This is a genomic window from Deefgea tanakiae (assembly GCF_019665765.1).
Lineage (GTDB): Bacteria > Pseudomonadota > Gammaproteobacteria > Burkholderiales > Chitinibacteraceae > Deefgea > Deefgea tanakiae.
On sequence record NZ_CP081150.1, the window covers coordinates 1,519,571 to 1,545,139 of the forward strand.

Genomic DNA, 25,569 nt, shown 5'->3' on the forward strand with positions numbered 1-25,569 from the left:
TTATTTATCAGCCAATAGTTTAAGAACTTTGTCAGTGATGTCTATTTTAGGATTTCTATATACAGGATCCTGTATGACGACATCCAGTTTTTCAGCTTCAGCAACAGTGCGAATAGCAAAATTAACCCGTTCTTGCAACCCGGCCATTTCTTCATTGCGACGCGTATTTAAGTCTTCATTAATTTCGCGTTGCATGCGTTGAAAATCTTGGTTCAACTTAACTAATTCCCGTTCTTTAACACGACGATCAGCCTCAACAAGCGTATTTTTGTCGAGCATTTGTTGCAATGCTTTGCCTTGCGCAGAAAATCTCTGCAATTCAATTCTTTTCGGCTCGAATTCTTTTTCTAATTTTTTAGTTGCGCGAACTGCGGGAGCTGCCTCCCTAAGAATACGCTGAATATCAACGACAGAAACCTTAGTATCTGCAAAGGCAGAGATTGATGAAAGAAACAGCAATATAGGAATAATTTTAGATAGCTTCATCACGTATCTCACTTTTAAAAAATTTGCCCAATCTGAAACTGTACACTTTGTTTTTTCGCGTCAGCAGCCGCATTAATAGGATGAGCATATATTAGTTTGAGAGGACCAATTGGAGAAATCCACGTAAAGCCGACTCCAGCAGATTGCTGCAACGAAGTTAAGTCAATAGTCTGGTCATATACCCAGATATTACCTGCATCGTAAAAAGCACTCAACCTCATTGACTTATCGTCTTTCATTCCAGGTACAGGAATAAAAACTTCAAAATTATTAACAAATCGAGTCGAGCCTCCCATGCTATTACCTGTGTTATCCATCGGCCCTAGACTGCCTGATTTATAGCCGCGCACCGAATTAACGCCACCGGCATAAAAGTTTTTATAAAATGGATAGTCATCACTACCTGCATAAACACCACCGTAACCCAATTCAATATTCCACATAAATGTGTATGGTTTTTTTGTTGGCAATGAGTAGAAATATTGGCTTTGGAAATTTAATTTATAATAATTAATATCGGACGGTGGCACACCGATTTCAGCAGAGGTCTTTAACATTAAACCTTTCGTTGGAAATACCGCCGAATCTCGCGAGTCAGTCCCCCAATTAGCACCTATAGAATACACTTTTGTAGAATCACCATATTCTTTAACATAATCTAGGACATAAGAAGGCGAATCAATCGTCGTTTCAAACTTCATATCCTCATAATTCAAACTAAGACCAATTGAATTATACTCAGTCGTTGGCATCCCAAAATTAAAGCCAAGACCTTTGGATGAAATTTTATATTGGCCTAAATCCATTTCGCCTGGGTCAGTATCACGAAGATATGCAGTCCATCCAAAAGAGACTCCATCTGGAGTTGCATATGGATTATTCATACTCAACGAAAGTACTTTTGAAGCAGAACTCGTATTAATGTCAGCAGCAAAACGCTTGCCTGTTCCTAAGAAATTAGCCTGTGAGACAGACGCTTGAAAAATTGCGCCCTCACCCTGCCCATATCCCACACCAAAATTTAAATTTCCCGTTTTCTTTTCAACAACATTTATATTTACATCAACTAAATCAACGCTTTCAGGAACAACTGGGGTATCAATATTAACTTCACTAAAGAAATCCAATTGCTGTAAGCGTTCTTTACTGCGCTTTATTTTAGCTAAGTCATATGGTGCCGACTCCATTTGGCGCACTTCTCGACGCAGAACCTGATCTTTAGTTAAATTATTGCCATAAATATTAATACGGCGCACAGAAGTAGTCTTACCTGGATCGATAAAAAAAGTGAACGCAACAGTTTTATTTTCTTCATCGATTGTTGGCACCGCATTTACATTTGGAAATGCATACCCTTCAACCCCAAGTCTTTCAATAATTGCTGCAGTTGATTTATTAATACTATCACGAGAAAAAACCTCGCCTTGCTCGGCGGCCACTAAGTTTTCTAATTCAGAAATCGGCAGTGAAAAATTACCTGCGAAGGTAACTTCACCAGTCCTGTATAAATCGCCTTCACGTAAATTTACAGTTAGAAACATATCGGCTTTATCTTCAGACAAAGCGACTTGTGTTGACTCAATAACAAAATTTAAATATCCACTATCCAAGTAGAGTGATTTAATCGACTCTAAGTCACCACTAAATTTTTGCTTTGAGTACTGATCTGATTTGGTATACCAAGTCATCCATGTTGGTGTCGTAAGTGACATCCGTGCAATCAGTTCAGACTGCGAATAGACTTTATTGCCAACGAAATTAATAGCCTTAATTTTCGCTACATCACCCTCAGTGATATCAATTTGAATGCCGACTCGATTTCTATCCAGCTTAGTTACCGTTGTTTTAACATCAACGGAATATCGACCACGAGAGTAGTACTGTTGCTTTAATTCATTCACTGCAGCATCCAATACTTCTTGCTGAAAAATTCGTCCTTCAGCTAAATTCTGCCCCTTGAATGCCGCTTTAACTTGGTCTTTTTCCAGCATTTTAGAGCCATTCACATTGATCTGTGCGACAGTCGGGCGCTCTTCAACCGTAATTACAATTATATTTTTATCAACCTCGATGCGGATATCATCAAAGAAGCCCGTAGCAAATAAAGCGCGAATTGCTTCACTAGCCTGTGCTTCATCAAAACGATCGCCTACCTTCACATTTAAATAATTAAATACAGTGCCTGGATCAGTTCTTTGCAAACCTTCAACTCGGATATCTTGAACAGTAATCGGATCAAAAGCTTGTGCCGCAAGACTTAGGCTGGCAAATGCTGCAGCAAGCAGCACATACATTGATTTAAATTTCATTGGTCCATTCGTCAACAGGTTAGAGATTAGCCGAGGCCAAACAAGAAGCGATTAGCATCGTTAAAGAGTGCTAAAGCCATTAACAAGAGCAGTAAAGCCATTCCTACTTTTTGCATACTTAGCGCAAGCCATTCTGGAAGCGTACGCCCAGTTACTAATTCGTAGCCATGATACAGTAAATGGCCACCATCCAAAATTGGTATTGGCATCAAATTAAGCACACCAAGGCTTAAGCTAATTAGTGCCAAAGCGTTCAGATAGCTAACCCAACCCATGGCAGCGCTTTGTCCTGCAAAGTCAGCGATACCCAGCGGCCCACTAATCTGTTTGGGAGATAAAGCACCTACAAGCATTTTACCAAACATTTTTACGGTTAAAATCGATAGATCGTAGGTTTTAATCACCCCTTCTAAAAGTGCATCAATTGGCGAAAGCCGGACAATCTGTTGCATCGATTTATAAAGCTCTTCGTCATTACTAGGACTAACACCAATACGGCCTACTTTTACACCATTACTCTCAACAGAATCAGGCGTAATTTCTAAATCAATAAGTTGCTGCCCCCGGCGAATCACAATTGCCGTTGCTTGACCAGGGCGGGCTGAAACCTCTTGCTGAAATTCAGACCAAGTATTAAGTTTTTTATCATTGACAGCGACGATCCAATCACCAATTTTTAAGCCCGCTCGATCTGCTGCACTTTTTGCCTGCACATAGGCAATCTCATTGGTCACGGCAAAGGGTGATAAACCTAAGCGACCCAATATTTTTTGATCAAACTCTGCGGCGGTGATTTTCTCTAAATCTAATAAGTACTGTCTCGATTGGCCATCTTTGGACTTTGCCTCGATAGAAACTTCTGCTTGGCCTGCGGCAGAAAATAAACTCATCTGCACTTGTTCCCAACTCGTTACCTTACCAGCATTAACATTGGTAATCAGATCTCCAGAATGTAGCCCAGCTTTTGCAGCCACACTTTCTGGAACAACAGAAGCAATGATTGGTTTTAATGTAACCACACCATAAGCATACAATCCTGCATAAACGATCGCTGCAAACAATAAATTGATTAATGGCCCCGCCAATGCAATCGCCATTTTTTTAATAGGATGCTGGGTATTGAAAGCATAATGACGCAATTCCGAAGCGACTGGCGCTTCAGATTCGTCCAACATTTTAACAAAACCACCCAATGGAATTGCGGCAATTTGCCACGTTGTCTGCCCACGTTTCCATTGGTAAATGGGTTTACCAAAACCAATAGAGAAAGTTAACACACCAACGCCACATCGCCGAGCCACCCAATAGTGCCCATACTCATGAATGAAAACGAGTAAGCCTATGGCAAATACAAAAGCAAAAAAAGTCAGCATGACGTTAACTTACGCTCAATATACTGCACAGCAAAAGCACGCGACTGCGAATCTGCATCAAGCAACTCATCAATACTTTGATAGGGAAGTATAGATAATTGACTCAGAGCAGACTCAATCACCATTGGAATTTCAGTAAATTTAATTTTTTCATTTAAAAAAGCCTCGACAGCAATTTCATTGGCAGCATTGAGAACCGCCGGCGCAGCGCCGCCTTCTTTTAAAGCTGCAAAGGCCAACCCTAGGCAGGGAAAGCGCGCAAAATCCGGAGGGCTAAAATCCAAACGCCCGATAGCGAACAAGTCCAAAGCTTTTACACCCGCATCAATACGCTCAGGATAAGCCAAACCATAGGCAATGGGCGTGCGCATATCTGGCGAACCTAATTGCGCCAAAACTGAACCATCACGATATTGCACCATAGAATGAACAACACTTTGCGGATGAACAACCACTTGAATTTGTTCTGCGGGCGCATTAAATAGCCAGCGCGCCTCAATCACTTCCAAGCCTTTGTTCATCATGCTGGCAGAATCAACCGATATTTTTCGCCCCATAGACCAATTTGGGTGCTTTACTGCTTCGGCAACTGTAATTTGAGAAAAGGTTTCAATTTCGCGTGTACGAAATGGTCCACCCGAGGCCGTTAGCAAAATACGCTCAATACCAACTTCACTGAGTGAAGATTGGTAGGGCTTTTCACGATACGACTCAGGCAAGGCTTGAAAAATGGCATTGTGTTCGCTATCGATTGGCAGCAACACGCAGCCTGAATGTGATGCAGCATCCATAAAAAGCTGACCAGCCAAAACCAGTGTCTCTTTATTTGCAAGGAGTACTCGCTTAGATGCCTTGGCTGCTGCTAGTGTTGCTGACATACCCGCAGCCCCAACAATTGCAGCCATGACGGTTGTTACTTCTGGCGCCACAGAAATATCAACCAAAGCCTGTGCACCAAAACTGACATGAGTTTCAATCCCACGTAAACGAAGACCTTGGCTCAATAGCTCGGCATTAACCTCATCCAATACAACTGCATGTTTTGGACGATGCACTTCACAAGCCGCGATTAATTTATCAATCTGCGTTGCAGCGCTTAATGCATAGACTTGATAACGCTCTGGATGACGCAAAATCACATCCAGCGTATTAGTACCAATACTGCCAGTTGCACCCAATACGGTCACAATTTGTTGCTGCATAATTTTCAATCGCTTTTACAGAGGCATTAGATGTAACAGATAAATCGCCGCTGAAACGGGTAATATTGCCAGCAAGCTATCAATTCGATCCAAAATACCGCCGTGCCCCGGCAGCATATGGCTACTGTCTTTAATTCCACGCTGGCGTTTAAGTAAGGATTCCAGCAAATCCCCCATCACACTGACAGCGGTAATAATCACCGCAAAGCCAGCCCATAATAGCAGTTGCGCTTTTGAATTCTGCAAGGAAGAAACGGCTGGCGCCAAAGAAAAAGGTTTGGGTATAACCATAAAATAACATACAACAGCTATAGTACCGCCATATACCCCTTCCCAACTTTTACCTGGGCTAATTAACGGCGCTAATTTTCTTTTCCCAAATGCCTTACCTGAGAAATATGCGAACGTATCAGCAATCCAAGCAATCGCCATGATCAACAGTAAAGACCATCCATCACCACGCAAGATAATCATCGCCAAGCCAGCGGGAATCAATAATGCCCAACCCGTCAAAACATTCAAGTTACCTACATTGACCAAAGGCCACTTAAATCGAAGCCAGCATGGCACAAATAGCAGCCAAAACGCTAACGATGCCAACAACAATCCATATTGAAAATAGGCGGGCGCATAGTTAACGCAAATTAAAAACAAACATGCCGTTAATATTGGATATATTTTAGCCACCAAGCCATGCATACCCGCCATGTCTTTCCACTCCCACGCGCCTAGCGCCATAACAGCGGCGCAAAAAAACATCCATGCTGCTGGGGAAAAATAAAACAGCGCAATAACTATAAGCGGCAAAAGCAACAGCGCTGTAAAAACACGGGTCTTTAGCATAATTTACTTTGTGGCATCAAGTTGTTCACTAATTCGCCCAAAGCGACGCTCTCTACCTTGGTACCAGAAAATTGCATCGCCCAAAGCAGAGCGACCAAAATCAGGCCAAGGCAAATCGGTGAAGTAAAGTTCGGTATACGCCAGCTGCCAAAGCAAGAAATTACTAATCCTTTGCTCGCCACCAGTGCGTATAAATAAATCAGGATCTGGCGCATAAGCCATCGCAAGATAGGGCTGAATATCTACTTCAGTAAAACAACTCGCCAAATCAGGCTTATCTTTCAATAACTGTTGCGTCGCCTGCAAAATATCCCAATGCCCACCATAATCAGCCGCAATGGTTAACACCAGGCCAGTATTGCTCGACGTTTTTTCTTCGGCGGCGGAGATCATTTCAAGTAGTTCAGCAGAAAAATGACTTCGATTACCAATGACTTTCAGCTGAATATTATTGCGGTACATGCGCTCAACTTCAGACTGCAGGACTTGCAAAAACAGCCCCATCAGAAACGTCACCTCATCCGCTGGTCTACGCCAGTTCTCGCTAGAGAACGCAAAAACAGTTAGATACTCAACGCCCCACTCTTTGCATGTCGTAATGACTTCACGCAAGGAATCAACCCCTTTTTTATGCCCAAAAACGCGCGGCATAAGGCGTTGTTTGGCCCATCGACCATTGCCATCCATAATAACGGCAATGTGCCGAGGAATTTTACCGTTCAATACATTCGGTTCTTCGCGTTCGCGAGAGAATAAAGCCACGTTTCTTTCCACCTAATTGAATCGACTTTTAAACCGTCAAAAGTTCTTTTTCTTTATCTGCCAATTGCTTGTCCAACTCAGCGATATATTTATCAGTGAGTTTTTGAATTTCATCTTGACCTTTGCGCTCGTCATCTTCAGAAATCTCTTTATCTTTGATGGCGCGCTTCATTTGGTCGTTGGCATCACGGCGCACGTTACGCATTGCAACACGCGCTTCTTCAGTCTCTCCACGCACCACTTTGATTAAATCACGACGACGCTCTTCAGTTAGCATCGGCATCGGTACACGAATTAAATCACCTTGAGAAGCCGGATTTAAACCTAAGTCGCAATCACGAATTGCTTTTTCTACTTTAGCCACCATTGGTTTTTCCCATGGCTGAACACCAATGGTACGAGAATCAATCAAAGTGATATTAGCGACTTGGCTCACTGGCACCATGCTACCCCAATAGTCAACTTGCACATGATCTAAAAGACCAGTATGGGCACGACCAGTACGGACTTTTGCCAAATCGGTACGGAGTTTCTCAGCCGTTTTTTGCATCTTGGCTTCGGTAGTTTTCTTTAAATCAGCAATCATCTTTTAACCTCTTGCAGCAATAAAAAACAGGCGGAAAATTATTCCGCCCGTCGCCTTGCGAATTAACAATTTCAGCAGTGTACCAGTGTACCCTCGTCTTCCCCAAGTACCATGCGTTTTAAAGCGCCGGCTTTGAAGATACTTAATACACAAATATTCATTTTTTGATCACGGCACAAAGCAAAAGCCGTTGCGTCCATCACTTTTAGATTACGGCCAATCACCTCATCAAACGTCACTGTTTGATAACGAACCGCATCTGGATTTTTCTTTGGATCGTCGGTATAAACGCCATCAACTTTCGTAGCTTTAATCACGATGTCTGCGCCCATTTCCATGCCACGCAATGCCGCTGCTGTATCCGTCGTAAAGAATGGATTACCCGTACCTGCTCCAAAAATAACAACTTTATTTTCTTCGAGATACTGGATCGCTTTACCGCGAACATAAGGCTCAGCAACCTGGGCAATGGTCAATGCCGATTGAACACGCGACACGATACCAGCGCGCTTCATTGCATCTTGCAAAGCCAGTGCGTTCATCACCGTTGCCAGCATACCCATATAATCAGCGGTCGCCCGGTCCATGCCCGATGCTGCAGGTGCAACACCGCGGAAAATATTACCGCCACCAATAACTACAGCGACTTGAACACCTAGATCTACAACCTCTTTCACTTCGTGCACAATCCGATCGATGGTTGCACGATTGATACCGTAACTATCGTCTCCCATCAAGGCTTCACCGGAGAGCTTCAACAAAATTCGTTTGTATTTTGTGGTTTGACTCATGTATTAATCCTTTTAATGTGCGTGATCGTGGTCGTGCAAACGCCGCACGTTACCGTGCGGCGTTAATTCAAGTCTTTAGATTAGACTTAAAGTTGTGCTGCTGCTGCAACTTCCGCTGCGTAATCAACAACTTTCTTTTCAATGCCTTCGCCAACGACCAACATCGTGAAGCCATTTACAGTTGCTGATTTAGCTTTCAACAATTGCTCGATGGTTTGTTTACCATCTTCAGCTTTGATGAACACTTGGTTCAACAAAGTAACATCTTTCAAGAACTTAGCAACAGTACCATCTGCAATTTTTTCCATCATTGCTTCTGGTTTGTTGTCTGCCTTAGCGCGTTCAATCGCAACTCGACGCTCAGTTTCGATCAACTCAGCATCAACACCACTCGCATCCAATGCTTTTGGTTTTGCAGCTGCAATGTGCATTGCAATGTCTTTACCCAAGCTTTCGTCGCCACCAGTCACATCAACCATAACGCCGATTTTTGCGCCGTGCAAGTAAGCAGCCAATTGACCCGCAGTTTCATAACGTGCCAAACGACGCACAGTCATGTTTTCGCCCAATTTTGCGATCAATGCTTTACGCGTTTCTTCAACAGTCACGCCTGATGCCAATACAACTGAAGCCAAGGCTTCAACATCAGCAGGATTTGCTTCTGCAACGGCTTGTGCAACGGCCTTAGCAAAAGCGACAAAACCTTCATCTTTCGCAACGAAGTCAGTTTCGCAGTTAATTTCAACTACTGCGCCAACTTTTTTGTCTGCAGAGATAAATGATGAGATCACGCCTTCAGCAGCAGTACGGCCAGCCATTTTAGAGGCTTTGTTGCCTGACTTAATACGCATCAATTCTTCAGCTTTCTTGATGTCGCCTTCAGTTTCAACCAAAGCTTTCTTGCATTCCATCATGCCAAGACCGGTTAATTCACGTAGCTCAGCAACCATTTTTGCAGTAATAGCAGACATTTAATTTTCTCCAGAACGGGGATTTACATTTTATTGGATAAACATTACAAAAAAGGGGCAGACGCCCCTTTTTCTTGGTATCGCTTAACTATTTCGCTTACTCAGCAGCAGCTTCTGCAACTGCAGCAACAAGTGCTTGAGTTGCTTGGTTGCGGCCTTCAAGCACTGCATCAGCAGCAGCACGAGCATACAAACGAATTGCGCGTGAAGAGTCATCGTTACCAGGGATTACGAAGTCGATGCCGTCTGGGCTGTTGTTCGTATCAACGATACCGATAACTGGGATACCCAATTTAACGGCTTCAACAATCGCGCCTTTTTGGTAGCCAGTGTCGATAACGAAAATCGCATCAGGCAAACCGCCCATGTCTTTAATACCACCCAATGAACGCTCTAGTTTTTCAACATCACGTTTCATCATCAACAATTCTTTCTTGCCGTAGCCACTGCCTTCAGCATTTTCAAGAACAGCTTTCATTTCGTGCAGACGTTTGAGTGATTGCTTAACTGTTTTAAAGTTAGTCAACATACCACCCAACCAGCGGTGATCAACGAATGGCGCACCTGCGCGAGCTGCTTCTTCAGCAACGATTTCGCGAGCGGCACGTTTAGTACCAACAAACATTACGTTACCTTTGTTTGCAGACAATTGACGGATGTATTTCATCGCGTCTTCAAACAATGGCAAAGTTTTTTCTAAGTTGATAATGTGAATCTTGTTGCGTGCACCGAAGATGTACTTACCCATTTTTGGGTTCCAGTAACGAGTTTGGTGACCGAAATGGACACCGGCTTCGAGCATATCGCGCATACTTACAGACATTTAATTCTCCAATTGTGTCTTAGGGTTAGGTCTTCCATCCGCACGGGACACTACAAACCATTTGCAGTGCACCCTTGACAGGGCGGACGGGATTTTTACTACGATGAAACGTTAAAATTTGAACGTGTTACCACAGCAAGCGCCGGAGTATATCGGAAAGTGGCCTCCAGCTCAAGGCAAACAAGCCAGTGCGCCACACAAAGAAGACAAATGGACTTCAGCTCTTGCCTGCAAGGCAGAATCTCCCGATTGCTTGCCTATTTCGAACATCAATCGATAATCGTCCAACAACCACAGAGGCTCCGCACATTTTCGATCCAAAACAATCACCTGCTCCAACCAACTCAGAGCAACCGTGAACTCACGCTGCTTCAGCGCAACTTCAGCTAAAATTCGCTGCGAGAATGCAAGCTCAGCAATATTCCCAGCAGCCAAACTCAAAGCCTGCTGGGCTGCTGCCCCTGCTGAATCAAAATGTTCTTCCCGCAGAGCAATTTTCGCCCCTACATTCAAGATTTGAGCCGCCACTGGGCAAGGTGAAGCACATGTATCGCTAGCCAAACGCAAAAATTCTTTTGCGCGAACAGGATCTTGCTGCTGCACCAGTTGCGCCATTTGCATCGCAGCTTGAGATTGATGAGCCAACACAAAGGCCGGCAAAGTGAGCATCGGCATCAACACCTGCTCGGCCTGCTGCTTTTCGCCTTGCCTAACCTGTACCTGCGCCAAACCCAAACGGGCCATTCCTTGCCCCTGCCAATCATCTATTGCTTGATAAGCCTGTAATGCAGCACGCCACTCAAACTCCGCACTTTCAATACGCCCATCACGTATTGCTTGCAACGCGTTTCTGTGAGCAAGCTCTGCTTGTATACGTGCAGGTGATTTAATTTTTTCTGATGTGGAGCTACAAGCCACCAGCAAACTCAAAGATAAGCACAAAACCCATGTTAACTTCATCGACGACTCTCCGGCATCGGCACATCCAACGAAACAGGCGCCAGCATTGATTTAACTGGCCAACTATTTTGCAACCCATCTAAGGTTTGACGACCACCATAGATTAGCTCATCAGTATTGCGTAACAGACTTGGAATACGTGGCGCGGATTGCTCTACCGTCTTGCGCACAACCGACATTGTTGCACTGGCATCTTTGGCCGCCGAATCTGCACTAACAACGATTGAGGCCGCCCCCTCCAAGACTGGCGACAACTTGCTATTAAGCTCTTCGGCCACGTTATCTGCACGCTGCAATAATTTATCCGCACTACGCAAGGTTGTTCGGGCCTCAACATCAACTACACCATCCACCCTCGCCAGCAACACATCCAACTTCTCACGGGTATCCCGCATCTCCGTCGTCAATTGCTGCACATTCGCAAACATCAAACGAATATCGCCTTTGGGATCATTGAGATACTCGAAGGTCTGCTGTACCGAATCAATCATTGGCAAAGTTCTGTTACTTAAATTCTGCGCAATATCAGCAATACCAAGCGCAGGGGCAAACATTAAGACCCCACCCTCGGGCAACCTTTCCGCCTTCGAAGTACCCCCTGCAATTTCAATATAATGATCACCAATCAAACCCTCTTGCTGCAAAATAGCAATTGAGTCTTCTTTAACCCACTTCATATATTGATGCTCGATCAGCAAAGTCACATCCACTTTGGCTTGCTCATTTAACTCAACTTGATCCGCAACGCCAATTCGAAAACCAGACAAACGAACCTGCATCCCAGGCTTGAGACCGCTACCGCTTTCGGCAACAAAATGGATTTTTTCTTTACTTGTAAACAAACCCTGCCGCTCACCCAACACCAATAGCAACAATACAAAAGCACAGGCCAGCACACCGACAAATACGCCCACCCGCCAACTCAGCCATTTAAATCGCGGATCACTGTCTTTCAAATAGATTGCATGCTTCATTACGCGACATCCACCCGCAGATTAATTGATTGATACCCAGCCGCAGCCGCATTAGTAGAGAGAATGAGCAGCGATGCTGGCAACTCAATTTGTTGATAAATTTTCGCCAACATCTGATTTCGGCCATGCGCATCCCGCCACCAATCCAACCACTCCTCCTCGACCACCCAAGTGCTCGCATGCTGCATCACCGCGCGCAGCAAGGCCACTACACGACGCTGACCCAAATCAAGTTGACCCGGTAGCTTGCCCAGCATCAGTAAAACCTTTTCCAAGTCGAGCCCTTCTAGTACTGCAGCGAGCTGATCTTCTTGATGCGACAAACCACCCGCTTGGTGATACCAACGCGGAAGGATTAAATTTTCCCACGCACGCAAATTATTGATCAACACCGGCTTTGTCTCCAGCACGCCCAAACTACCAGCCTGAATTTGATTTGCTGCTTTTGCAAGCAGATCAATAATGGCATCCGCCTCCTCTTTTTCCGCAATCGTCAACCAATATCGTCCAGGCACCCTCAGCACATCAATATCAAATAGATCAAACGAGTTCATCGTATCATTGCCCAAGCCAAATCAATCAAGAACAGCGCCAACATCCCCCTCAACACAGCCCTAGAAGCCGCTCTTGGCACATCTGAAGCTTGCAATTGCACTGAAAACCCCGCGTGCACCGCAACCAAGCCGATGGCAAGCCCCATCGTCATCGCTTTCGCAATACACACAACAACCTCATCCAAGCGCAACATGCGCTCTAAAGCATAGAGCTGATAACTGGCATCCCAACCGGAGGCAAATAAAATCCCACCCAGCACCGAAGAAATCGCCATGACCCCAGCAAGCGCCATCGCCGCCACAGTCACCCCCAACACACGAGGCAGCATTAAATAGGATTTAATCGAAATGCCCATGCGTTTTAACTCATTCACCTCACCACCAATCCGCATTGAAGCCAACTCGATCGCCACCGCCGACGACGAACGCGCCACCATCATTAAGCACGCCAAAATCGGAGACAACTCAACAAAACTGAGCGAGCCGAGCAAACGCAAAGCCATATCCCGACTTTGCCCATACTCATCATGCAACTGCACCACCACAATCGCTCCCAAAGCGAAGCCAGTGACGGCAGCCAGCCAAGCCGCCTCAATCGCGGTAAAGTAGATCTGCTTGAGGAGCACCCGCCGCACGGGTGGGCGAGCCAATGCACTCACATGCACTAACAAACCCTGCAACATCGAAAACAATACTCAGTATCCTTTTATATTTTCAGCGCTGAATGCTAAATCAGCCCAGCAACTCACGATTGTAATCGTTTTGCGAACCGCAAAAGCAAGCCGGGCAGCTTCGTTGCTTGATTATTACTGAAACAGCCCCAATCAATACATTGACTCGCATTTTAGCTATCAAGCCGATTAAAAAGCTAGATTAGAAGCTTTAGCATAAAACCTTTACACTAGCGACCATCTTACGTCACACCAAACTTAGCAAAGGAAATCATTATGGCGACCCAACACCATCGTTTACTCATTTTAGGCTCTGGTCCTGCTGGCTACACTGCTGCGGTTTATGCTGCTCGCGCCAATTTGAAGCCGGTCTTGATTACAGGCCTCGCACAGGGCGGCCAACTCATGACCACCACCGATGTCGACAACTGGCCAGCGGACAATGACGGTGTAATGGGCCCAGAATTGATGAGCCGCTTCCAAAAACACGCCGAGCGTTTTGGCACTGAAATGATTTTTGATCATATTCACACTACACACTTAAGCGAAAAACCGATTCGCTTGGTCGGTGACTCTGGCGAATATACTTGCGATGCGCTCATTATCGCCACTGGCGCCTCAGCACAATATCTCGGCCTGCCATCTGAAGAAGCATTCTCTGGACGCGGCGTTTCTGCCTGCGCCACTTGCGATGGATTCTTTTACCGCGGACAAGACGTTGCTGTGGTCGGCGGCGGCAATACCGCTGTCGAAGAAGCACTCTACCTATCTAACATCGCCAAGCATGTGACGCTAATTCACCGCCGCGATACATTCCGCTCAGAAAAAATCTTGATCGACCATCTGATGGAAAAAGTTCAGGAAGGCAAAATCACCCTCGAAACCAATCAAACTTTGGATGAAATTTTGGGTGACGCAAGCGGTGTAACCGGTGCACGCTTGAAATCAACCGTGGACGGCGCAACCAAAGATTTAGCTTTGATGGGCGTATTTATTGCAATTGGTCACAAGCCCAACACAGACATCTTCAAAGGTCAGCTTGAGATGGACAACACAGGCTACATCATCACCCAAGGCGGCCGTAACGGCGGCGCAACTGCGACCAGCGTTCCGGGCGTATTTGCTGCTGGCGACGTACAAGACCACATTTATCGCCAAGCGGTGACATCAGCAGCCAGCGGCTGCCAAGCCGCTTTGGATGCAGACAAGTACCTAGAAACACTGCGCTAAGCTGAGCGTATATCAACGCAGACATTAATAAATATAGACTGCATCGATATACTCAAAAAACAACTTTATTCAGTTTACGTGCCAATGGCTTCAACAGCCTGCGGCACATTATTTTACGGTCACAATGCGCGACAGGAACTCACTTTTCTTGCTTCACCAGGAAAAGTGAGTCACGAAAGACAATCTGAGCGTTCATCAATCCACAACACGCTCAATCCGTCGTGAGCCAAAAGATAAAGCTGTACACTCTCTCCGTCTGTCGATGCACCCAGACTGGACTTGTAAGCCCTAGCACGGCACCACATCAACACCAAATCTAAATTTCACCTTCTCACACTGGCTCGAGGCATCGGGTCTTGGGGTTTATATGAGCGCAATTCGAGTTTTGGGCCACATAACGATTCCTGAATCGCTAAAGCAAAACCTCTCCGAAATTCGCCAAACGCGTAGCTCAGCATTTGCCGCCAAAGGCGTTATTGAAGTGCATTATTTTCCGCAGGGCAATCCAAATTTGCCGACAGGAGATGCGTGGCAGCTCGATGCGGAAAAAACTCAATTTGGCTTGGACTTATTAAGTCACCTCGGCCTAGCTGCCGAATATATGCATGACGCCAATTTAATGGGCTACGCCCAGCTTGATCCACATACCGATATTGGCTTCCTGGTGCAAGGCGAACCCGTCGCTTTTTTGCATGTGGTACTAAGCGGTAGCGGCACCATATTCATGTCCAGCTTGCCAGACCCTACCCAGCAAACCACACACCTTATTGAAGGCATGGTTTTCATCCTTAACCCAGAAACCGAACACGCCTTCGGCGATTGCCCTGATATATTATTTTCACTCTCAATGGTTTTGCCACAATCGAAGATGGCGGGCCTGGTATTGGGTTGATGAAGGTCACGACGTGCGATGCCGTGCATAGAGCATCACCGGCTACAACGGACAGCACGGATATCTGGGGTGCACACAAAGATATGTTACTTACCAGTATTGGCACAGCATTAAGCCCACTCATCGGGCAAAATCAAGCGCGAGCAATGCGGCAAACAAAAAAAACGCCAATCAATTGATTGGCGTTTTTTCTAGAACAAAGTGATTAAGCCACTTTGTTACGGCGACGTTCGTTGTCCGTCAAGAAGCGTTTACGGATACGGATTGATTTTGGTGTAATTTCAACCAATTCGTCATCATCAATAAACTCAACCGCAGATTCCAAAGTCAATTTAACTGGTGTCGTCAAACGAACAGCTTCGTCAGTACCTGAAGAGCGAACGTTAGTCAGTTGTTTACCTTTAATTGGGTTCACAACCAAGTCGTTGTCACGACTATGGATACCGATGACCATGCCCTCGTAGAGTTTGTCGCCGGGGCTAACAAACATACGCCCGCGATCTTCCAATTTCCACAATGCGTAAGCAACAGCTTCGCCGTTGTCTTGAGAGATCAACACGCCGTTGTGACGACCTGGCATATCAGGCTTAGCCGGTGCGTAATCGTCAAATACGTGACTCATCAAGCCAGTACCGCGAGTCAAGGTCATGAAATCACCTTGGAAACCGATCAAACCACGCGCTGGAACATGATATTCCAAACGAGTACGACCTTGACCGTCAGAAACCATATTGGTCAATTCGCCACGGCGACGACCGATTTCTTCCATCACGCCACCTTGATGATCATCTTCTAAGTCGATAGTCAGGTTTTCGTATGGCTCGCACTTCTCGCCATTAACGTCTTTGTAAACAACGCGTGGTTTAGCCACGGCCATTTCAAAGCCTTCACGGCGCATGTTTTCCAGCAAAATCGTCAAATGCAATTCGCCACGACCTGAAACGCGGAAGATATCCGTGTTGTCAGTGTCTTCAACGCGCAATGCCACATTAACGAGCAATTCTTTATTCAGACGATCGCGGATTTGACGGCTAGTTACAAACTTGCCTTCAGTACCTGCGAGTGGTGATGTATTCACCATAAAGTCCATCGTCAATGTTGGTTCGTCAACACCGAGTACTGGCAAACCAACTGGCGCATCTTTATCGCAAATCGTTACACCGATACCGATTTCATCGAGACCCGAAATAATGATGATGTCGCCCGCTTCAGCTTCTTCAACTGGAACGCGCTCAAGACCTTTGAAACCCAATACTTGATTGATACGGCCACTTGAAACTTGGTCGTCATGGTTCATCACCACAACTTGTTGACCTGGCTTGATACGACCATTCAACACTTTACCCACACCAAGACGGCCAGTAAATGTTGAGTAGTCAAGCGCAGAAATTTGCAATTGCAAAGGCGCATCAGCGTCGCCCGGAGGGCTAGGAACAGTAGCAACCAACAGATCCAACAATGGACGCATATTGTCTGATTCTTCTTCCAAAGTCAGTTTGGCAAAGCCATTCAAACCTGAAGCGTAAATCATTTTGAAATCGAGTTGTTCGTCAGTCGCACCGAGTTTGTCAAACAAGTCAAACACTTGATCGTGGACCCAATCCGGACGAGCACCAGGACGGTCTACTTTATTAATTACAACGATTGGTTTCAGACCTAAAGCCAAAGCTTTTTTAGTCACGAAACGAGTTTGTGGCATTGGGCCTTCAACGGCATCAACAAGCAGCAATACGCCGTCAACCATACCCAACACACGCTCAACTTCACCACCGAAGTCCGCGTGGCCTGGGGTATCTACGATGTTGATATGCGTGCCTTCGTACTCAATGGCAGTGTTTTTAGCCAAAATGGTAATACCACGTTCTTTTTCAAGATCGTTGGAATCCATTACACGCTCAACGATTGCTTGATTGGCGCGGAAGGTACCGGCTTGTTGTAAAAGCTGGTCTACCAGCGTGGTTTTACCATGGTCGACGTGGGCGATAATGGCGACGTTACGAAGTGCACGGGTCATGTTTGGACTGTGTGTATTTGCGAAAACGCGGATTGTACCACGGCTTCATGAATTTTCAGTGAAGTCGCAAAGTACTTCTGCCATAGAATGCTATTTTTATTGAAGATGAACTGACTAATGGAAGAAAAACGAATTAAGCTTACTCGGGCTAGCAAAGTACAGGGTCGATCAAAATACACCACCAAAGATACGCAAACTTAACCAATACGAATCAAGTCAACACAGTCATATCCTTAGGTATACCCTCCAGCATCAAATCTTGACTAAAGTTGAGCAACATACCCGCAGTAGCACCCCAAACCACACGCTGCTCGAACTCCAAAAAGTGCGTGGTGCCTCGCACACCTTTTCGTGAAACCCATCGTTTCTCATAGCGGGTACGATCCATCAATACCGCCAAGGGCAACTCAAAGACATCGGCCACCTCAGTCGGATCCGGCACCAAAGAAAAACCAGGGCGAATCAAACCAACCACAGGAGTGACGCAAAAGCCGCTAATCGTATGGTACTCACCCAAGCAAGCCAATACCTCAACCTGCCTTGCTTGCAACCCAATCTCCTCTTCGGTTTCTCGCAAAGCGGTGGCAATGGCATCCGCATCATGCACTTCACTCGCCCCACCCGGAAAACTAACTTGCCCTGCATGCGCAGACAAATGCGCCGCCCGCTCAGTGAGTAGAACGGTTGCGCCTGTGGGGTGCAAAACAATTGGAATTAAGACGGCCGCAGCACGTTGTGAAGTCGGCTGAAAATCAGCCCCTGTATTTCGGTGCGCGGCAGCAAGCCGCTCAGACAGCCAAAATGGCAATTGAGCCACATCGGGCAAGCTCATTGAGCGCCCACCTTAGGCAAACTCAATTCGCTTTTGTGAGCCACCAAGCGCAGCGTCAAACCCAATGCAAACAAAACCCACGTAGCTGCAATACCAGCAAACCCAAGTTGATCGGACAGCACCAGCAATAAAGCCATCAAAATTGAAACGGTGCCGTAAAAGTCCTCATGCAAGATAAACGGCACATCATTGACCATCATATCGCGCACCAAGCCACCACCAATCGCAGTAATAAAACTCAGCGCGCAAACGCCAAACAAATTCAATTGCATATTAATACCCAGTTGTGCACCCGCTAAACTAAACGCGACCAAACCGATTGAATCCGCCACAATAAACAGTTTGAATAGAACGCCTTTGTTTTTGTTCTGTAATTTAATTAACCAAGCCACCAATAGCGTAGCAAAAATGGTGTAAAACGGGCTAATATCGACAAAGACACGCGGCAAGCGATTGACTAAAACATCTCTAATGACACCACCACCTATCGCGGTCAACAGCGCCAAAATCATCACACCCAACAGGTCAAACCGTTTGCGCGCACCAATTAAATATCCTGAAATCGTAAATGAAGCCGTACCAATCAAATACAAAACGTCGAGGGAAAACCAAATATTCACACCACACTCACTAAGCTAAACACCAAACATTGAATCTACAAAATTAGGCCACGCGTAATCGCTCACTAATCTTTGCTCCAAGAGCCTGCAATGACACAAACTCTTTAGCGGCCACCTCTAAGTCACCACTTTTTGCTGCCACTTCTATCGCCTTGCTATACCCAGCCAATCGAGCCGCACCCAACTGACCCGCAGCTCCTTTTAACTTATGCGCAAAACTCACGACACTCGTTGTGTCACCACCAGGAATAGCCTGCTGAAGCCCCTCAACACATTCATCGAGAGTTGGAAAAAACAAGGCTAGCAACTCATCTTTCATATCCATCCCCACCGCCTGCTCAAGCTCAATAAACATTTGAGTAATATCCTTTAACTCTAGCTGCAATGCTAAATCCAAGTCGTTGACTTCGGTCATACCTTCTCCTTGTTCAGAATCAGAATCCAATTGAATTAAACGGCCGGACTGCGACAAGCCACGCTGCAGAGCCTGAGAAATTTCATTTAAATAAATCGGTTTGGCGACAAAATCACTCATTCCGGCCGCATAACATTGATCAATATCGGACTGAAATGCATTTGCAGTAAGAGCCACAATATAGACGTTAGCTACAGAGATTGGCAACGCACGAATTGCATTAGTCGCAGCAAATCCATCCATTACCGGCATCTGGCAGTCCATCAACACCACGTCATATTGATTTTCTTGCACCGCCTCGAGCGCTATTTGGCCATTGACTGCCACATCAACACGACAGCCCAATTTCTCCAACATCAAAACAGCCACTTTTTGATTTATAGGATTATCTTCTGCCAACAAGATGTATGGCTTAGACGCAGCAATCTGCTCAGCCAAGCGATGCGCTGTTACTAGAGACTGCATCGATTTTGGCTGATGCTGCATTTTAAAAGTTTCTTCAATCGCATAAATAAGCTGACTTTGCCGAATCGGCTTAGTCAAAAACCCAGAATAACCTGCCAATTTAGCGTCCGCAGCCATACCCGGCACAGCCATCGAGGTCAACAATATCAAAGGCATATCGGCACAGGCATCCAACTCACGAATACACTTTGCCAACATCAAACCATCCACATCGGGCAACTGCATATCAATCAAGGCCAGCACATATTCATGCGGCTCAACCCGCAAAGCATGCAGCGCCGATTGGGATGAATCAAAACTCACAGCCTCCATACCAAACGTTTCTAGCTGCAATTTAATCAACTCACGATTCGCGGCGAAATCATCAATCACCAACACTTTTTTACCCTGCAATGGCTCAGGCGCAGGCAGTTGACCAACCCCCTCCAGAACTACCGGCAACATCACCTCAAACCAAAACTCAGACCCCGCACCAACCTCACTCTCAACCCCAATTTCCCCATTCATTGCGTCGATCAATCGCTTGCAAATCGACAAACCTAAACCTGTGCCACCAAAACGTCGCGTCGTTGAACTATCAGCCTGAGAAAATGGCTTGAATAGTTTGTCTTTTGCAGCGACTGACATACCAATCCCGCTATCTTTAATAGCAAAACGCAAATGACACTGATTCGCCTCGCGCTGCGTCATCACAACTCTAGCCACTACCTCGCCCTCAGCGGTAAACTTGATGGCATTATTTAAGAGGTTTAATAAGACCTGCCGTAAACGCCCGGGATCACCAATGAATTTTTGAGGCAAGCGCGGATCAACAATGCACGCTAAATCTAGATTTTGTCGCGCTGTTTTTTCAGCAACAATATCTAGGACACCCTCCAACAAATAGCGGAGGTCGAACTCGATTTCCTCCAGCTCTAAATATCCCGCTTCTATTTTGGAAAAATCCAAAATATCGTTAATCAAACTCAATAGCGCATCACCCGACTGCTGAATCGAATTCACAAAATCAAGCTGGGTTTCATTCAACGGCGTATCAGACAATAGATTTGAAAACCCAATCACCGCATTCATCGGAGTTCGAATCTCATGACTCATATTGGCCAAGAAATCGCTTTTAGCTCGATTGGCCTGCACAGCCTCTTCGGTTGCCGCCTCGAGAATGGCATTGATTTTCTTTTGCTCAGTAACATTGGTCGCCACCCCCAAATAACCAACAACACTGCCAGCCTCATTATGCCTTGCGGTAACCATCAGATTAACCGTTAATCGCGTGCCATTTTTGCAGACATAGGTCCACTCATTGCTATCACTAATGCCTTGCCGAGCAAAATAAACAAAGACGTCAAACCCAGAAACCAGCACACCCGTTTGTTCATAAATAAGTTGACCACGAGCAATGACTTCATTAACGTCATGCAAAACAGCAGGGCTTTGCAAGCCCACCATTTCATCAGCAGAATAACCAAGCATTTTCTCAGCACCAACATTAAATACCTCGATCAAGCCTTGAGCATTAGTGGCAATGATGGAGATTTCAGTTGCTGAGTTGATCACACTACTAAGCTGCTGCTGAAGTTGCTGCAACGTTTTATCTTTCTCGATCACTGCCAGTTCATTGCGTTTTCGGGAGTCAATATCAAGACGAATGCCAGCAATTTTTAGCGGCGTCCCTTGCTCATCATATTCATAGAGTCGACCAATCGTGTGCACCCATTTCCATGAGTCGTCAGCCATCTTCATTTGCACTTCACAGCTAAAGACAGGGGCAAATCCAGCCAGATGTGCCTCTAACAAACCCTCAAACAACTGCAGCTGCTCTGGATGGACCAACTCCCTCCAAGTTTTTACATTAGGTATTAGCGCCTGCGTGTTAAAGCCCAGCATTTCACCATAGACACCACCAAAATAGGCATCACCAGTCACCAGATTGAGATCCCAAGTACCAAGCCCAGCTGAATCAACAATCATTGACAATTGTCGCTGACTCGCTCGCAGAGCACTCTCCCCCTGTAAGCGCACGCTGATATCGCGAATTTGCGCAACGAGGAAAACAGAGCCCTCCAATTCAAACTGATTCAAGTTCACTTCAACTGGCATCAAGTGACCATCAACATGCTTGGCCCACAACGCTCTATCCTTACCCATCACCGCAGCATGTCCACGATAACGGTAACGCTCAACATACTGCTCGTGCAGTGCAGCATCCGTTTCGCTCATCAGTACCGTAACATTTTTTCCTATTAGCGCTTCAGGCTCAAAGCCTAATAAACGTTTTACCGTGTGATTGGCGCGAATAATTGTGCCGTGCCGATCCGCTGTAACAATGACATCAGGGGTATTGTCCAACACCGCATCAAGCTGCACTTCACGTTGTCGCGCCTGCAAACTCATCGCCTCCGCGAGGGCTTGCGCACGATTCTTAAGGCGGGCCGCATTAGCCAATGCAATTGTCACCAAGGTAGTGAGTAATAAACCTAGGCAGAGCACAATAACCGGCAGCCATCCATCGAACTCTTTAGTGAACCGTGCATTTGAACTCAGCACCACCGTCCAAATCTGCCCGCCCATCTCGATATGAACTTGCCGTGAGAAAGTTCTTTGCGTCACAGAAGTTCGCCCTGTCTTTGCGACATGGCCATCATCGTCATAGATTAAAGCGCTTTGTTTAACAGCGTCACCCGAATAAATTTCAAAATCAATCCTTTGCCCCAGTAAATCCCCCAAACCAGCAACCAATAGACTCATCTGCACGGGGGTGTACACCCACCCAATTAGCAAGTCTTCACGATCTTTCACCGACCCGTACTCAACACCCTCCATCGGGCGCAGATAGTAAGGCAGCATGAGCAAAAAACCAGCCTCAGACTTACCGGCCTGCACCAATTGAATCGGTGCAGTCATCGCCATCTCGCCCGTTTGCATCGCCAGCATTGCGGCCGCTTTTCTTGTTGGCTCACTGGCAACATCTAAGCCCACCGCTTTGCGGTTCGGCGCCAAAGGTTCGATATATTGAATAATGAATTTTGCACCCGCGCTCTGACCCAAAGACTTCACCGAAAACTCAGGGCGAAAAACACGCTGATCCGCCACAAATGTCTCTAAATCTTGCGTTTGAACACGACGAATAAAACCAAATCCCAAAGCCCCCGGAAATTCATCCGCCAATTTTCTCGTTGCCATGTAATTACGAAAATGCTGCGGCCTGAGTTCACCATTAACCATCAGAGGAACTGTCCGCGCACCACGCAAACCCAAAGACAGACTTTTTACACGAAGCTTGAGCGCACTAATCAGCGGCTCTGATTGTTGCTCAAATTGAATTTGTGCTTGGCGGTTTAATTCTCTCGCAGAAAAATACCAAGCAAACATCGACAAGCCGAATCCTACACTCGCAATAAGCAGCAATCTCCAACTAAAGAAAGCCCAAAAACGGCTTATTTTTTCAAGCATAGGTCTCTTATATTGAAGTCGATGATGTCCTCATGACTATAGACGAGCCGATTGTTTTTTTCTCCGCTCAATGCGGACCCGCCGAGTTGCTGCAGTCTGAGTTATAATCAAGGCAATTTTTTGCTCATTTTGGCTGGCCACATGACACGTAAAATCCTCGTTACTTCTGCCCTTCCCTACGCCAACGGCGCAATTCACCTCGGCCACTTGGTGGAATACATCCAAACCGATATTTGGGTTCGCTTCCAAAAATCACGCGGCCACGAATGCCACTATGTCTGTGCGGATGACACGCACGGCACACCGATTATGTTACGCGCAGAAAAGGAAGGGATTACGCCCGAAGCCTTGATCGAACGCGTCCACGGTGAACACTCACGTGATTTCGCAGGTTTTCACGTCGCGTTCGATAATTACTACAGCACCAACAGCCCAGAAAATCGCGCGTTTGCCTACGATATTTACGCAAAACTGAAAGCCAATAACAAAATTGCAAAGAAAACCATTTCGCAATTATTCGATCCAGAAAAAGAAATGTTCTTGCCAGATCGTTTCGTTAAAGGCGAATGCCCTAAGTGCGGCGCAAAAGATCAGTACGGCGATAATTGTGAGGTATGTAGCGCAACCTATTCACCGACAGAGCTTAAAAACCCATACTCCGCTGTATCAGGCGCGACACCGGTATTGCGTGACTCGGAACACTATTTCTTTAAACTGGGCGAATGCGAAGACTTCCTCAAGTCTTGGACCACCACACCAGGCAAGTTGCAACAAGAAGCATCCAACAAAATGCAGGAATGGTTCGAGTCAGGTTTAACCGACTGGGATATTTCGCGCGACGCACCGTATTTTGGCTTTGAGATTCCCGATGCGCCGGGCAAGTATTTTTATGTTTGGCTCGATGCGCCGGTTGGCTATATGGCCAGCCATAAAAATCTCTGTGATCGCCTCGGCTTAGACTTTAACGAATACTGGAACAAAGACTCAAAAACTGAGTTGTATCATTTCATCGGCAAAGATATTTTGTACTTCCACTCACTCTTCTGGCCAGCGATGCTCGAGTATTCGGGCTACCGTACGCCAACAGCGATTTACAGTCACGGCTTCCTAACCGTTGATGGCGCAAAAATGAGTAAATCACGCGGCACATTTATTACCGCTGAATCGTACTTGAGCCACCTGAACCCAGAATGGTTGCGCTACTACTACGCCGCCAAGCTATCCAACACCACCGAAGACATCGACTTGAATCTCGAAGACTTCGCTGCGCGCGTTAATAGCGATTTGATTGGCAAGTACGTCAATATCGCCAGCCGTGCGGCGGGCTTTATCAGCAAGCGTTTTGAAGGGAAATTACATAACGGCGTGTTTGCAGCTGATGATTACGCTGTCATGCCAGCGATTGTTGAATTGCAAAAGAAACTGCAAGGCGCTAGCGAAAACATCGCCAAGCATTTCGAAGCGCGTGAATACGGCCGTGCGATCCGCGAAATCATGGCATTGACCGACGACATCAACCAATATGTTGATGCGGTTAAACCTTGGGAAATGGCTAAACATCCCGAGCAAAGCGCAAATCTGCATGCGGTATGCAGCTTCTTGATCAATGCCTTCCGCATTTTGACGATCTACCTCAAGCCTGTCTTGCCAAAATTGGCGAGCGATGTTGAAGCCTTCCTCAATGTGGCGCCAATGCAGTGGGCCGATGCGCAGCATTTATTGCTCGACCACACCATCAACACCTACAGCCACTTGATGGTGCGGATTGATCCGAAAAATATTGCTGCGATGGTTGAAGAAAACAAACAAAGCCTCGAGCCAACCCCAAGCAACACCGCACCTGTTGCTGCGCCAGCTTTTGAAATCCCAACGATTGCCGAGACCTGCAGCATTGATGATTTTATGAAAGTCGATTTGCGTATCGCGCGCATCGCCAACGCCCAACACGTGGAAGGCGCAGAAAAACTGCTGCAACTCACGCTCGATTTAGGCAACGAAACGCGTAATGTGTTTGCTGGCATTAAATCGGCCTACAAGCCAGAAGACTTGATCGGCAAACACACCGTGATGGTCGCTAACCTTGCACCACGCAAGATGAAGTTTGGTATGTCCGAAGGCATGGTCTTGGCGGCGGGTGGCGATGGAGGTTTATACATCCTTGAGCCGCATGAAGGTGCCAAACCGGGAATGCGGGTAAAATAATTCCAGCCCCATCGCAAGCCTGACCTTGTCGACTCCGTTTTGCTGTGCAGTTGCACTATCTGCAACTCGTCTTCGAGTCAGACCTGCAATGGAACAGGAATAATCTTCACCTCGCTTTTAAAAAAAATGCCGCTATTCTTTTGA

Annotated in this window: 21 protein-coding genes; 3 read left to right on the forward strand and 18 right to left on the reverse strand. The window is 46.1% G+C overall.

Translation table 11 applies throughout. The annotated features are described in order from the left end of the window. From K4H28_RS07155 to K4H28_RS07220, 14 genes are all read right to left on the reverse strand, one after another. Nucleotides 1-486: an OmpH/Skp family outer membrane protein gene (locus K4H28_RS07155; RefSeq protein ID WP_255573649.1), complete on the reverse strand. Its 486-nt coding sequence runs from the start codon at nt 484-486 to the stop codon at nt 1-3. Between the two features lie 14 nt (nt 487-500). After that, nucleotides 501-2,795 (reverse strand): outer membrane protein assembly factor BamA, encoded by a 2,295-nt coding sequence (gene bamA / locus K4H28_RS07160; protein ID WP_255573650.1) that lies wholly within the window; start codon nt 2,793-2,795, stop codon nt 501-503. Nucleotides 2,796-2,821: 26 nt separating this feature from the next. Then, nucleotides 2,822-4,168 carry an RIP metalloprotease RseP gene (gene rseP, locus K4H28_RS07165; protein WP_221007686.1) on the reverse strand — a complete coding sequence of 449 codons (1,347 nt, stop codon included), beginning with the start codon at nt 4,166-4,168 and terminating at the stop codon, nt 2,822-2,824. Then, complete coding sequence (gene ispC, locus K4H28_RS07170) at nt 4,162-5,370, reverse strand: 1-deoxy-D-xylulose-5-phosphate reductoisomerase (protein WP_221007687.1); 1,209 nt, start codon at nt 5,368-5,370, stop codon at nt 4,162-4,164. The genes rseP and ispC overlap by 7 nt, the downstream gene beginning before the upstream one ends. A 15-nt stretch (nt 5,371-5,385) precedes the next feature. Beyond that, entirely contained in the window at nt 5,386-6,213 is an 828-nt protein-coding gene (locus K4H28_RS07175; protein ID WP_221007688.1) for a phosphatidate cytidylyltransferase, read from the reverse strand. A gap of 3 nt (nt 6,214-6,216) precedes the next feature. Then, on the reverse strand, nt 6,217-6,900 hold the full coding sequence (gene uppS, locus K4H28_RS07180) for a polyprenyl diphosphate synthase (protein ID WP_373312798.1): 684 nt from the start codon (nt 6,898-6,900) through the stop codon (nt 6,217-6,219). Nucleotides 6,901-7,003: 103 nt separating this feature from the next. Continuing rightward, nucleotides 7,004-7,561 (reverse strand): ribosome recycling factor, encoded by a 558-nt coding sequence (gene frr, locus K4H28_RS07185; protein ID WP_221007690.1) that lies wholly within the window; start codon nt 7,559-7,561, stop codon nt 7,004-7,006. A gap of 71 nt (nt 7,562-7,632) precedes the next feature. Next, complete coding sequence (pyrH, locus tag K4H28_RS07190; RefSeq protein WP_221007691.1) at nt 7,633-8,352, reverse strand: UMP kinase; 720 nt, start codon at nt 8,350-8,352, stop codon at nt 7,633-7,635. Between the two features lie 86 nt (nt 8,353-8,438). Beyond that, entirely contained in the window at nt 8,439-9,323 is an 885-nt protein-coding gene (tsf, locus tag K4H28_RS07195) for a translation elongation factor Ts (RefSeq protein WP_221007692.1), read from the reverse strand. Nucleotides 9,324-9,420: 97 nt separating this feature from the next. After that, complete coding sequence (gene rpsB, locus K4H28_RS07200) at nt 9,421-10,146, reverse strand: 30S ribosomal protein S2 (RefSeq protein WP_221007693.1); 726 nt, start codon at nt 10,144-10,146, stop codon at nt 9,421-9,423. A 171-nt stretch (nt 10,147-10,317) separates the two neighbouring features. Next, nucleotides 10,318-11,106 (reverse strand): hypothetical protein, encoded by a 789-nt coding sequence (locus K4H28_RS07205; RefSeq protein ID WP_221007694.1) that lies wholly within the window; start codon nt 11,104-11,106, stop codon nt 10,318-10,320. Then, nucleotides 11,103-12,080, reverse strand: coding sequence for an MlaD family protein (locus K4H28_RS07210; protein WP_221007695.1), 978 nt, complete (start codon nt 12,078-12,080; stop codon nt 11,103-11,105). The genes K4H28_RS07205 and K4H28_RS07210 overlap by 4 nt, the downstream gene beginning before the upstream one ends. Further along, a complete protein-coding gene (locus tag K4H28_RS07215; RefSeq protein ID WP_221007696.1) occupies nt 12,080-12,634 on the reverse strand; it encodes a heme ABC exporter ATP-binding protein CcmA in 555 nt (184 codons plus the stop codon). The genes K4H28_RS07210 and K4H28_RS07215 overlap by 1 nt, the downstream gene beginning before the upstream one ends. Beyond that, entirely contained in the window at nt 12,631-13,317 is a 687-nt protein-coding gene (locus K4H28_RS07220; RefSeq protein WP_255573672.1) for an ABC transporter permease, read from the reverse strand. Before K4H28_RS07220 ends, K4H28_RS07215 begins: the two co-directional genes overlap by 4 nt. A gap of 264 nt (nt 13,318-13,581) precedes the next feature. On the opposite strand from K4H28_RS07220, the gene trxB reads away from it, so the two are divergent. Together trxB and K4H28_RS07230 are read left to right on the forward strand one after the other, a co-directional pair. Then, a complete protein-coding gene (gene trxB / locus K4H28_RS07225; RefSeq protein ID WP_373312785.1) occupies nt 13,582-14,535 on the forward strand; it encodes a thioredoxin-disulfide reductase in 954 nt (317 codons plus the stop codon). Nucleotides 14,536-14,902: 367 nt separating this feature from the next. Then, complete coding sequence (locus K4H28_RS07230; RefSeq protein WP_221007698.1) at nt 14,903-15,427, forward strand: hypothetical protein; 525 nt, start codon at nt 14,903-14,905, stop codon at nt 15,425-15,427. Between the two features lie 205 nt (nt 15,428-15,632). Here the strand turns inward: K4H28_RS07230 and typA are convergent, their stop codons facing one another. The 4 genes from typA to K4H28_RS07250 form a co-directional block, all read right to left on the reverse strand. Then, complete coding sequence (typA, locus tag K4H28_RS07235; RefSeq protein ID WP_221007699.1) at nt 15,633-17,441, reverse strand: translational GTPase TypA; 1,809 nt, start codon at nt 17,439-17,441, stop codon at nt 15,633-15,635. A 211-nt stretch (nt 17,442-17,652) separates the two neighbouring features. Beyond that, nucleotides 17,653-18,273 carry a CoA pyrophosphatase gene (locus K4H28_RS07240; RefSeq protein WP_221007700.1) on the reverse strand — a complete coding sequence of 207 codons (621 nt, stop codon included), beginning with the start codon at nt 18,271-18,273 and terminating at the stop codon, nt 17,653-17,655. Further along, the gene (locus tag K4H28_RS07245) at nt 18,270-18,893 is read right to left on the reverse strand and encodes a trimeric intracellular cation channel family protein (protein ID WP_255573651.1); all 624 of its coding nucleotides are present in this window, start codon (nt 18,891-18,893) and stop codon (nt 18,270-18,272) included. Before K4H28_RS07245 ends, K4H28_RS07240 begins: the two co-directional genes overlap by 4 nt. A 43-nt stretch (nt 18,894-18,936) precedes the next feature. Beyond that, complete coding sequence (locus K4H28_RS07250) at nt 18,937-23,142, reverse strand: PAS domain-containing hybrid sensor histidine kinase/response regulator (protein WP_255573673.1); 4,206 nt, start codon at nt 23,140-23,142, stop codon at nt 18,937-18,939. 222 nt (nt 23,143-23,364) lie between these two features. On the opposite strand from K4H28_RS07250, the gene metG reads away from it, so the two are divergent. Continuing rightward, nucleotides 23,365-25,425 carry a methionine--tRNA ligase gene (gene metG / locus K4H28_RS07255; protein WP_221007702.1) on the forward strand — a complete coding sequence of 687 codons (2,061 nt, stop codon included), beginning with the start codon at nt 23,365-23,367 and terminating at the stop codon, nt 25,423-25,425. Nucleotides 25,426-25,569: the final 144 nt, after the last annotated feature.